This is a genomic window from Phytobacter sp. V69 (genome assembly GCF_965644215.1).
Lineage (GTDB): Bacteria > Pseudomonadota > Gammaproteobacteria > Enterobacterales > Enterobacteriaceae > Phytobacter.
The window spans coordinates 15,964-29,449 of the sequence record NZ_CBFFRL010000043.1 but is presented as its reverse complement, the minus strand read 5'-3'; the positions used below and the strand labels follow the sequence as shown (position 1 = coordinate 29,449).

The 13,486-nt window shown below is 57.2% G+C and carries 2 protein-coding genes; both read left to right on the top strand.

Annotation, left to right across the window (positions count from 1 at the left end; all coding sequences use genetic code 11):
- Positions 1-55: 55 nt before the first annotated feature.
- Positions 56-12,079: an Ig-like domain-containing protein gene (locus tag ACSZPU_RS08450; RefSeq protein WP_498997501.1), complete on the top strand. Its 12,024-nt coding sequence runs from the start codon at positions 56-58 to the stop codon at positions 12,077-12,079.
- Between the two features lie 103 nt (positions 12,080-12,182).
- On the top strand, positions 12,183-13,484 hold the full coding sequence (locus ACSZPU_RS08445) for a TolC family outer membrane protein (protein WP_498997510.1): 1,302 nt from the start codon (positions 12,183-12,185) through the stop codon (positions 13,482-13,484).
- The last annotated feature ends 2 nt before the right edge of the window (positions 13,485-13,486 follow it).

Here is a 13,486-nt window from a genome sequence, read left to right as displayed (position 1 = left end):
TCGTAGCGAGCCATAGTTCAATATGTTGTTGAAAAAGACAGTTACTATAACTCAGGTGATTAAGGGACACAGCCTAGTCTTTGAAGACAGTCTGGGTACGCACCATGCCGTATTCCCTGCAACTGCTGAAGCAGCGGGGGCCGCTGCCGGGGCTGAAGCGATTGCCCCAACCTTTACCGACGTCACCATGGACTCAATGATTGGTGCGAGCAGTATTTCCGCGATTGCGGTATTAGGTGGCATTGCAGCAGTCGGTGGCATTGTGGGCATTGCCGCTGCGGCTGGTGGTGGCGGAGGCGGTGGTGGTGGTGACAATAATAGCGGTGGTGGCAACACTGGCGGTGGTAATACAGGGGGGGGGAACACGGGCGGTGGTAACACCGGCGGTGGCACGGATCCTGGCGGCGGCGGTACAGATCCTGGTGGTGGCACCCCTGGCACGCCCGTTTTACGCCTTGCTATTATCGGCAATAACAACACGCTCAACTCGACCGATATTCTCACACCACAAACCATATCCGGGACCACCGATGCGGCGAACGCGGGTGGTCAAATCACGATTACCAGTGGTAGCTATACCTGGACCACGGTGGTGGGCAGTGACGGAAGCTGGGTAGTCTTTTTACCGCCATCCCTGATGGCAATGTTTGATCAAGGCAACCACGACGTTACGGTAACGTTGACGACGCTGGCTGGAACCACTACCACTGAAACAACTCAGTTCTGGGTTGATACTATTCCTCCGGCGCTGACCCTAACCGACTTTGCACCAAATAACATTGTCGACCTGGAACTCACCGAAGGCGATAAGCTGGTTCGCGGCTATTCCAGCATTGCCGATGAAGGCAGCTCGGTTACCGTTACGTTAAACGGCAAAACGTACACCACTACGGTCGATGCCAATGGCCAGTGGCAACTGACCATCCCGCAGGCGGATATGGCGCTGTTGCAGGATGATCAAAGCTACACCCTGACCTACCGCGTGGTGGATCTTGCGGGCAACGTGACTCAGCAACAGAGCACGATAACCACTAACTTCTCGAACCCGGATCTCACCTTCGATCAGTTTGCTGGCGATAACGTTATCAACTCGGCGGAAATGCAGCTCAACCAAACGCACTCTGGTCACACGGTCAACGTCTCTGCCGGACAAATTGTTACCCTCACTTTGGGTACGAAAACCTATTATGCGGAAGTGGGCGGCGATGGAAGCTGGAAGGTTATTGTCCCTTCTGGCGATTTAGCGATGCTTGGGCAGGGGGCGAATACCATTACCGCCACTGTCACCGACATTAACGGCAATACCATTGTCAGAAATGAATCCGTCACCGTTGATACCACGCAAACGGGGATCGCGATCGCGATTCTTTCCACGGATGATTACTTGAGTGCTGCCGAAGCGGAGCAGCCGCTGGAAGTGCGCGGTGTCACTACGGTGACTGGCGCAGGTGTCTCAATCATTGTGAATGTTAATGGCAAAGATTATGAGGTCACTAACATCGATGAAGCGGGTTACTGGAGCGTTACCATACCGTCCGCGGATCTGCTGCAACGCAGCGATGGCCCAAATGTTATTATCGCGACCGTCACTCAGGATGACAATTTTGCCCAGGATCAGCACACCCTGAATGTGCTGATTCACCACCTGCCACAGCCGACAATCAACGAACCTTTCGGTGACGGCTACCTGAACAGCACCGAAAAAGCCACGGCGCAAACCTTGTCCGGGAACACCGGTGTGTCCGGTGGCGGCCAGCATGTCACGGTGACGGTTGGCGGTAAAACCTACCAGGCAACGGTGGATGGCGACGGTAACTGGAAAATCACCGTACCTGTTGCCGACCTGCAAACTTTCCCGGATGGCCAACTGGCAATTTCCGTCAGCGCGACAGATGCCTCGGGGAATGCGGGAACAATTACTGATATCGCCCAGGTGGATACTGTCGCACCCGCATTGACGGTATTGCCGTTGACGGGCGATGACAAACTGAATCTTACTGAACTAGGCCAGGATCAGGTGCTTAACGGCATCAGCTCTACCAGTGAACGCGGTCAGCTTGTTACCGTGACCCTGAACGGGAAAACCTACACCACCGCTGTGGGGGATGACGGTAACTGGCAGGTGACTTTACCTGCGGCAGATCTGACGCTGCTGGGAAATGGTCCTCATGCCATTACCGTCTCTCTCTCTGATGCGGCAGGTAACACCACCACCATCACGCATAACGTTGATGTGAAAACCACTGCACTGACTCTCAGTGTGCAGGATTTCACCGACGGCAACGCCCTGAACGCCGCCGAAGTGAAAGTCGATCAGACCTTACATGGCTCGACCAATGCTGAAATTGGCAGCGTGGTAACGCTGAGTCTGGGGGGCATGAGTTATACCGGCGTGGTGGATGCGCTGGGTAACTGGCAGATTGTTTTACCCGCCGTTGAACTGCAAAAACTCGCCGATGGTACACAGTCTTACTCCGTCAGCGTTACCGATGCCTATGGTCAGACGCAGACGGTCAATGCCAGTTTTGGTGTCGATACCACGACGGATGCGGTCGCCATCAGCATTCTTTCTGGTGATGATTATCTTAACCTGGCGGAATCCGGTAATGACCTCTCGGTGAAAGGCAGCAGCGCGGGCCTGCCGGAAGGCACCATCATTGTTGTTACACTCAATGGTCATACCTACGTTACGACGGTCGGGGCAAACGGTAGCTGGGAAGCCACGATACCGTCGGCGGATCTGGCTCTTTTGAGTGACGGTGTTAATACCGTTACCGCATCGGCCACCACCACGAATAGTACGGTAAGCGATAACCACAGCTTCACGGTACTGATCCATAATCTGCCGCAACTGCAGGTCGATCAGTTGTTTGTCGATGGTACGCTCAACCTGGCGGAGTCGAGCCAGAATCAAGTGCTGACCGGGAGCACAAATGTATCCGGCGCAGGCCAGACGGTGGTGGCAACGCTCAACGGCCAGCAATATATTGGGGTGGTTCAAAGCGATGGAAGCTGGTCGGTAACGCTGCCGGCTGGGGCGCTGGAAAGCCTGCCTTCCGCACCGGGTACGATAACGGTTGATGTGACGGATGCTGCGGGCAATACCTCCTCGCAAACCGTGCCGTTCGACGTTGATAAAACCCCGCCGACCGTGACGGTTGTGCCGGTGAACGGTACCGATGTATTGAATGCCGCGAATGTGCTGAGCGGGCAAACGGTGAGTATCAACGCCTCGGCAGATACGGCGAGTGTGGCGATTACGCTCAACGGCGTGCCGCATACTGCCACTTTGTTCGGCGGTGTCTGGCAGGTGAATTTATCCGCGACCGATTTGGGTGCGCTGCCCAATGGCGCAACGTCCTATACGGTCACCGCGACGGACGCAGCGGGTAACACCACCACTATTACTCGCGCTATTACGCTGGATACCACTGCGCCTAATGTGGTGGTTGATCCCGTCACCCGTGACAATCAGATCGATCTTGCCGAACTGAACAGCGGTATTAACCTGACCGGGAAAACCGTGCCAGCGGATCCGGGTGGGGTTGTCACGATCAACATCAATGGCACGACCCTCACGGGGGTGATCGCTGCGGATGGTACCTGGTCCGTTCCGGTCAGCGCCAGTGTGCTCTCCGGCATGACAAATGGGACTTATGCGCTGAGCGTGACCGTCACCGACCCTGTCGGAAACGTTTCTACGCCGCAAACATCTACCTTTACCGTTAATACCAACAGCAGCGCTATAGCGGTCAATGCCGTTGAATCCGACGATAAAATCAGTGCCGCAGATATCAGCGACGGTTTAACCATCGGCGGGATCACGGCGCGCGTTGCCGATGGCACAACGGTCACTATTACGCTCAACGGTAAACAATACACCACGCAGGTTGATGCCAGCGGTAACTGGCAGCTAACCATTGCGCAGGCGGATGCCGCTGCGATTGCCGATGGCACTGCAACGGTCACCGTCACCACGCGTGATGTTGATAATCTCCCTGTCTCTGGTGAACGCCAGTTCACCATCATCACGCATCAACTGCCGCAACCGGCGATCAGTGTACCGTTCACCGACGGCATCGTGAATGCGGCAGAAGCCGCTGCCGGCGGCACCCTGAGTGGTACTACGGGCAGTAAAGGCAGTGGACAAACGGTCACCGTTACGCTGGATTCCGGAACACCGCTGACGGCCACCGTGGATGCGAACGGTAACTGGACATTGCCGCTAACGCCGACACAACTGGGGGCGCTCAACCAGGGCAACCATACCGTTACCGCGACCGACGCGGCGGGCAACCAAAGCAGCACCACGGCGGCATTGCTGGTGGATACGCAGGCGCCGACGTTGGGGATTAGCAGCGTCACCAGCGACAACATCGTCAATACCGTGGAAGCGGGTGGCGCACTGAACATTACAGGTACAGGGTCGTACGATCCGTTGCACGCTCAGACCGTCAAAGTATTGATTAATGGTCAGAACCACGACGCCATCCTGCAACCGGACGGGACGTGGAGTATCACGCTTCCTGGCGGGGCGCTGTCGAATGTGCCGGATGGCCGGGTCACGGTTAAAGCGACCATTACCGACTATGCAGGTAACACCACGACGGTCACCTCCAGCTTCACGCTGGATGCCTCTGCCGCCAATGCGCCTGTCGTACAGATTAATAAAGTGGCTGGCGACGATTTTGTTAACGCGCTGGAAGCTCAGGGCGCGCTGCTTATAAGTGGGACCACAACCCGCGTAGAGACAGGACAAACCGTCACGATCACGTTGAATGGGCAAACCTACCAGGCGTTGGTGCTGGCAAATGGAACCTGGTCGGTTAGCATTCCGCATAACGCAGTGGCGGCGGTGCCCGATGGTGCGCAGGTGGTGTCGGTTTCCGTCAACGACGTGTCGGGCAATACGGCATCGTCAAGCCACAGTGTCACCTTTGTCGCCCAGGCCGCTTCTCAGCCAACGTTGACCGTCAATACTGTCGCTCAGGATGATGTGATCAACGCTCTGGAACACAATGCAGCGCTGAGTATTACCGGGACGTCCACGCATCTGGCCGCCGGAACGGTTGTCACCGTGACGCTGAATGCGAAAACCTATACCGGTACCGTCGACAGCAGCGGTAACTGGTCGGTCACCGTGCCGCAGGCCGATGTACAGAATATGTCGGATTCTACGGTGGGTATCCCGTCCTATCAGATTACTGCCAGCGCGCAGGATGCCGCGCAAAACCCGGCATCAACCACGCACAATATCGCTGTCGATACCACCGGCCCGGATCTGGGCGTCACGACGCAGGGGTCAATTCTTGCCGATGGCGTTATCAACGTGGCCGAAGCGAGTGTCGATCAAACCATTAACGGAACCGGCACGCCGGGTCAGACCGTTAAGCTGGATATCAACGGTACGACCCTGACCACCTCGGTCAGCAGCACTGGCGACTGGAGCATGACCATCCCGGCCACAGTTCTGCAAGGTCTGGGACAAAGCACGCCGACACTGGTCTTCTCCTCGACCGACGCGCAGGGTAATACAACGTCGCTGCCCTATACCGTCAGTGCAAATACCAACAGCGTGCCAACCATTACGCTGGGTGCGATGTATACCGACAATATTGTCAGCATCGCCGAAGCGGGGACGGTGACAACGTTTACCGGAACGGCGACGGGCCTGGCAGATGGCACGCTGGTGACGGTGACCGTGGGCACGCAAAGCTTTACCGGTAGCGTAAACAGTGGTGTCTGGACAGCAGATGTGGGGCCCTTAACCGCTGGCGGTCAATTAACGGTGACGGTGGCGGCAGAAGATGCCTGGCATAACCCGGCAACAGTCGTTACGACGCTGGATGTCATACTGACACCGCCGACGGCGACATTACCGACCACCTTGTTCGGTGATAACTACATCAGTCAGGCGGAAGCGAATGTCGGTACGCAGTTGACGGGGACGACAGGGCAGGTGGGCGCGGGTCAGTCGGTGAAAATTACCATCGATGGCACGCAGGTGATTACCGGTTCGGTGGATGTTAATGGCAACTGGTCGGTGGCATTAACGCCAACCCAGCTCAACGCGCTCAACGATGGTTCTCACACCCTGACTGTTACGGTCACCGACCAGGCGGGTAACAGCACAACCTCAACGCCGGTGAACACCTTTACCGTACTGACGGATCCGCTGATTGCGCCACAGCTCTCTACGCCGTTTACTGATGGATTGCTGAACGTCACGGAAGCGGGCTCTACGCAGACGATTTCGGGTCAGATCAACACGGATGTGGCCAATGTTGCCAGCGTGACGGTGAGCCTGAATAACGGTACGCCTGTTACCGCGACAATTAACGGTAATGGAACCTGGTCGTTGGATCTGTCCTCAACGGTGTTGAGTGCGCTGCCTGATGGCACGACGACGGTGAATGTCACCGTTACGGATAAAGCGGGTAACGTTGTAACGGGCCAGACGAGCTTCGACGTGCTTGTCCATAATCTGCCCGTCGCGACCTTCAATACGCCGTTTGGCGATGGCGTCATTAATAACGCGGAAATGAATTCTGACCAGGTTATCACCGGTAATACGGGGGTATCAGGGGCGGGGCAGACGGTACAGCTTGTCTTCAACGGCCATACCTATACCCAGGCGGTAGGGGCCAACGGTGAATGGTCGGTTACGATTCCTCAGCTTGATATGGCGACCCTTGTTGATGGCAGCAGCCAGTCTTTGACCGTCACAGTGACCGACCGGGCGAATAACGTCAGTACGCCAGTCACATCGTCTGTTGGCATTCACACCGACCTGCCAGCGCCGACGGTCACTAACCTCTTTGGCGACGATATCCTCAACATTTCCGAGGCGGCAGGCCCGATAACCCTAACCGGAACCACCGGTATTACTAACGGGGCTAACCAGTACGTTACGGTACAAATTGATGTAGGTGGGGTGACCTATACCGCAAGCATCAACAACGGCGTCTGGACGGTAAGCCTCCCGGCCGGGGCGTTGCAGTCACTCGACCCTGCGGCCTCACACGAGATAATCATTACCGCGGAGGATCAGTATGGCAACAGCTTTACCCAACCGGTCGGCTTTACTGTGGCATTTACCCCGCCAACCGTGCAGATAACCTCGTCTATCTTTGGTGACGGTTATGTGGGCAGCGATGAATACAATGGCGTTATCGCCACGCACCTGGAGGGGACATTCAGTACCTCTGCGGCATATCAGGCGGGCGCACAGGTCACGGTAAACATTGGTGGTCAGAGCTTCAACGCAACGGTATCAGGCACAAACTGGTCGCTGGATTTGAGTGCGTCGGATTGGGCAAGTATTGTCACCCGAGGCCAGCAGAGCGTGGTCGTGACCGTCGTGGATGGCGCGCTGAATAGCGGTTCCATCAGTGCGCCGGTGGTTATCCTGGTGACTCGGCCGACGGTGAATGTGACCACGCCGTTTGCCGGTGACGGCGAGCTGACTTACCTGGAAAGCGAAACGGCGCAGACCATTTCCGGTACCTCCACCAATCTGCAGACGGGCGATACCATTCGCGTCACCTTTACCGGGGATGCGGGCGGTGGCAGTTCTCACAGCTTTGATACCGTTGTACAGGCGGACGGAAGCTGGTCGTTGCAAATCTCGCCAGCGGATATGGCATCGTTGCAGGCCGGTACGGTAACGGTGGTGGGGATTGATAAAGCAGGTAACACGGGCAGTGCGGTTAACGTTCCGGCGTTGACGATCGATCTCACACCGCCAGCCTACGCGGTGGTTATGGATCAGGTGACGGGAGACAACCTCGTCAATGCCGGGGAGTTTGTGAATGGGGCTGTGACCATCACAGGGCATACGCTGAATCTGGCGGGTGAACTGATTACGCTGTCCTTGCAGCCCAGCGGCGGTTCCGCCATTGTGCTCACGACCGTGACCGTTCAGCCGGATGGCACATGGTCCTATACTCTGCCGCAAGGATTGATACCGGATGGTACTTATACCATCGTTGCCGCCAGCGTCAGTGAGCCACTCACACCTGTTGCTTCGCAGACTTTCACCGTCGATACCATACCGCCTGTGCTGACCGTCAATCAGTTTACTGGCGATAATGTCCTTAACAGTAGCGAACAGGCAACGGCGCAAACCATCACCGGGACATCGGATGCCAATGGTAGCCAGGTGACGGTGACCCTGAACGGTAAAACCTATTATGGGCTGGTGACGGGAGGCGTTTGGTCTGTTGATGTACCGCAGGCTGATATGGCGGCGTTGAGCGGCAGCAGTGCGACGATCACCGCATCCATTAAAGATACCGCAGGCAACCAGACAACCCAGACGCAGACGTTCACCATCGATACCACCGCACCGCTGTTGCAGGTGGATGCGTTAAGCGTACCGGCGGTGCTGAATACGGTGAATGCGGCAAGTGGCCTGCTGGTGCAAGGGCAGGGTGAAGCGGGTAACTCCGTGACGATCACCCTGGGGCCGCTAAGCTGGACGATGCAGGTCGACCAGAACGGCAACTGGAGCTATCGCTTCCCGCAGGTGAATCTGAACACCCTGACCGACGGTCCGCAGGTGATCAGCATTACCTCCACGGACAGCGCGGGCAACGTTTCTACCAACACCGTGTCACTGAACGTCGCCCTGAATAAATCGCTGGGCGTGCTTATCGATCAGGTCTTTAACGACGGTATTCTGAACGTCGCTGAATCGCTGGTCACGCAAACCCTTACCGGGCATGTCAACGGTGATTATCGCGGCGCGAAAGTGTCGCTGACCATTGCCGGAACCAACTTCACCATCAACAATCTGGCGGTGGGGACCGACGGTTCGTACTCCTTCCAGTTGCCGCCATCTATCTGGCAGGGGCTGGTAAACCAGACGCTGACGGCCCGCGTGGATGTGGTGGATGCTAACGGTAATACCACCTATCAGACCATTGATTTCAACCTGGCGCTGACAAGCCTGCCGGTGGTGGGCAATGTGCTGGTGGCAGTGGATAACGTTATCAACCAGGCGGAAAGCACGGTCGATCAGGTGATTTCCGGGACGGTAACTACGCTGGCGAACGTCACCTCCGTGGTGGTCAATTTTGGCGGGCGTGCGGTCACGGCCGCGATAACCGATTTGGGTGACGGGACAGGGAAATGGGTGGCGACCTTACCTGCGTCGATCCTCAGTACATTGCCGGACGGCCAGGCGACGGTCGGTATCGTGATCACGGATAAATACGGCAACGTGGTGAATTCCAGCGCGACCATTAACGTGGTGGCCCATAACCTGCCGACCATTACCCTCGACCCGCTCTTTGGCGACGGCACGCTGAGTATTACGGAACTGACGAATGCGCTGCTGAGCGGGACGTCAACCGGGCTTGCCAACGGTGTGATTACTGTGCAACTGGGCAGCGGCCAGACCTTTACCACCAATGCGGACGGTACCGGGCGCTGGTCCGTTGACCTGAGCACCATTGTTGGCGCGCTGCAGGCGCTGGGGACCGGTAACGTCTCGGTGACGGTGACCGCCAGCGACCAGTACGGTAACCCGGCATCGCAAGTCGGTCAGTTCAAACTCGACCTGGTTGCGCCCGTCATCAGTAATGTGGTGGCGTTTGGCGATGGTCTGCTGAATGTGGCGGACGCGCTGCTTAATCAAACCATTACCGGTGTCGTCAGCAACGCGCCGGTAGGATCGACCGTCGAAGTGGTGATCGGTACGAAAACCTTTACCGGGACCGTTGCCGCAAACGGCACCTTTACCATCAACCTGACGCCTGCAAACCTGGCCGGTTTGCTGGACGGCACCTTTGCACCGCAGGTCAAAGTCACCACACCGGATGGCAATGTTGGCACGGCGGTCGGGGCGAACGTCACGGTTGGTCTGACCAACCTGCCGTCGGTCGCCATTACCTCGCTGTTTGGTAACGATGGCTGGCTGAGCCATGCGGAAACCACGGTAGCGCAAACTATCTCCGGTACGGTAACGGGGACCACCACCGGGACCGTGACGGTAACGGTCGGTTCAACGCCGTATCTGGTGCCGGTAAGCAATGGCATCTGGTCGCTGCAACTTTCTGCCGGGGCGCTGGCCTCTATTGCCGATGGCTCACTGAAAGTGACGGCCAGCGTGACGGATGCGGTCGGTAACACCGTCAGCGGCAGCCAGGTGGTTGGCACTATCGTTCAGGCAGTGCCGTCTATTACCCTGGGGACATTGTTCGGCAATGGAGTGCTGGATCTGGTCGATCTGTTGACTAACCCGATCCTCTCCGGGACCAGTACTAACCTGGCGGTAGGCACGCAGATCAACGTCACGGTAGGCGGCTTGTCACTGACCGCGACAGTCGGTTCAGGCGGAGCCTGGCAGATCCCGATTTCTGCAGTTTCGCTGCAAGGGTTAACCGACGGCACCAATAACCTGCAGGTGAGCGTAACGGCCACTGACGTCGCGGGTAACGTGGCGACGGCGAGCAAACTGGCCAGCGTCTCTATCCAGGCGACGCCGACGGTGGCGATTACCTCGCTGTTCGGTGATGGTGGACTGAGCCTTGCTGACCTGAGCCTTGACCAGACCATCTCCGGGACCAGCGCGAACGCAGTCGGTTCGCTGCTTACGGTGACGCTTGGCACGAAGAGCTACGTTGCAACGGTGGCAACGGACGGCAGTTGGGCGGTGACGGTACCAAAAGCCGATCTCAGCCTGCTGGCGGATGGTAATCCTACAGTCAGCGTGTCGGTGAAAAACACCGCAGGCAACACGGCCACCACCAGCGGCGTGCTGGATGTCATTACCCACAACCTGCCGAGTGTCACGTTTAATCCGCTGTTTGGTGGTGATGGGTTGCTCAACATCAGCGAAGCCGCAGCCGGGCAGACGATCACCGGTAAGATAACGGGGGTTGTGAGCGGGGCGAAAGTGGTGGTGACGGTGGGGGGCGTACAGCTCAATGCCACTGTCGCGGCAGACGGTACCTGGTCGGCAGCGGTCAGTAGCAACATCCTGAAAAGTTTGTCTACTGGCACCGCGCATATTGGCGTGGCCGTGACGGACCAGGTCGGGAACACCACCGCAACCTCTGTTGACGTAGGCATCAAGCTTACTCAACCGACGCTGGGGTTAAATGCGCTCAGTCTGAGCGGATTACTCACGCTGGTCGGCTCGTTGCTGACACCAAAATACCTCACGCTTAGCGGGACATCGACTAACCTTGAACAAGGGTCGACCATCAACGTTAACTTGTTGAATACCGTGAATGCGACGGCCAAAACGAACGCAGACGGTACCTGGTCGACGCAGGTCTATCTGACCGTCGATTTACTGGCTATTTTGTCACTCTCCACCGTGATTCACCTGTCCGCATCGGATACGGCAGGCAATGCGGGATATCTGAACGTGGGTCTGGGTGGTGGTAACCCGACGACGACCGCTCCTGTCTCGACGATGTCGGTAGAGGCCGCAAGCTTCTCCATCCTGGCGGCGAGTGCGGTGGAAGCGTCGGATTCGACAACTTCGACGGACAGTTCCGATACGTCCACAACCCATGCCGCAACAACAACGACTACGACCGCGACCACGGAAACCACGTCGAGCACGCCCACGACGGAGGATACGTACACCATCGGTGGCCTGAGTATTGATCTGGCAGACGGTACGCATCAAAGCGGCGATACGGTGCACGGTGGCACAGGTAACGACACCATTCACCTGTCAACGCTGGGCTTTACCTTGATCGACGGCGGTGCCGGTACCGATACCCTGGTGCTGGATGGCGCGAACATGATTCTCAATCTGATCGATGCCGCCACGAAGGTACAGCATATCGAGATTATCGATCTCGGTAAGTCCGGCACCAATACCGTGACGCTGGATCTGAATGAAGCGCTGACAATTACGGATAAGCCAGAAGACGATCTGATTATCAAAGGGACTACCGGCGATCATATCAACCTCAAGCACGGTACGGATGAGGTCTGGGCAATAAGCGGTCAGCGTGATGTGGATGGTGTGCAGTTCGACATCTACCACAACAGTTCGCAGACCAATACGCTCGGCGATGTTCTGATTCAGCACGGCCTGCACGTCAATATGGTGTAAGGAATGACGGCCTCAGGGACGAGGCCAAAACAGCAAAATATCACCACGGGCAACCCAAAGGTGGAACATGAAAACGAAGGTCATGAGTTTGTTGCTATTGGTGATGCCTGGGATATGCGCAATACCGGCGTATGGAGAAATACAATATAAATGGCAGGCGGCGCCGAGCGAGCAACTCCAGGCGCAACTGACCATCAAAGAGGCCATTCTGCGTGCGTTTGCGCGCAATCCAAAAATCGCGCAGGCGGCAGCGCAAATTCGCGTTGGTAAAGCCAATCTGCAAGAGGCAAAAAGTGCCTGGTTTCCCCAGGTCTCGTTGCAGGGCAATGCCGGACGTTCACACCGAACTGACTCAGCCGGATCCCTGAACAACAACGGTTCCGGGGGCGTGAGTCTCAAACAGCTCCTTTATGATTTTGGCAAAACCGGCGGCAGTATCGATGAGCAACACAACTTGTCTGATGCCTACCGCTTCGATCTTTACAGCACCCTCAATGATGTCGGCATGCAGACGCTGCAGTATTACCTGCAGGTCAAACGCTATCAGGCACTGGCACAGGCGGCGCGCACCAACATTACGTCGCTAAAAAATGTGGAAGACATGGCGGTGCTGCGTGCCCAGGCGGGGTTGAGTTCCCAGTCTGACGTCCTGCAGGCGCAGTCGCGTATCGCCGCGTTAAATGCCATCCTGGCCCAGTACGAGGCACAAACGCGTTCGGCGCAGGCGGCGCTCAGCGTATTGACCGGCGTTATGTCGAACGCACTGCCGGACCTGCCTGATGATTTGATGAAGCAAAAAATCACCCTCGCATCGCTGCCGTATGAACAAAATAATGCGGCACGCAGCGCGCAGTCAAAACAGCTGGCCGCACGGGAGCGTATCCGTCAGGCGCAGGCCCAGCACTGGCCAACCCTCTCCGTTCAGGCGGGCAGAACGCGTTATGAAACCAACAACAGCAGCTACTGGGATGACGAAGTACAACTGGTGGTGGATGCGCCTATCTATCAGGGCGGCGCGGTCAGCGCGCGCGTAGATGCGGCAGAAGGCGATCGCGCCAGCGCGGAAGCGGCGGTCGAGGCGAGCAAGCTCGACATCAACCAACGTGCCGCGACCGCATGGGCGGATTTGACCGGAGCGCAGCAGCGTCAACAGGCGGGGGACTTGCAGTTTATGAGCGCCGAACGCGCCCGCGGTGTCTACCGGGACGAATACCGTCTGAGCAAACGCAGCCTGAACGATCTGCTCAGCATTGAGCAGGATGTGTTCCAGGCGGATACCTCGTCAATCGGTGCACGCTATGACGCATGGGACGCTGCCGTGCGCTATGCGGCGGCGGACAATTTACTCGATATGCTGGGCATTGAGCGCAGTCGTACCGTGGGTGACGATCTCCCCGCACTGTAAGC

Coding starts and splice junctions, on each gene's coding strand:
- ACSZPU_RS08445 (WP_498997510.1), top strand. CDS start 12,183: ATGCCTGGGATATGCGCAATACCGGCGTATGGAGAAATACAATATAAA.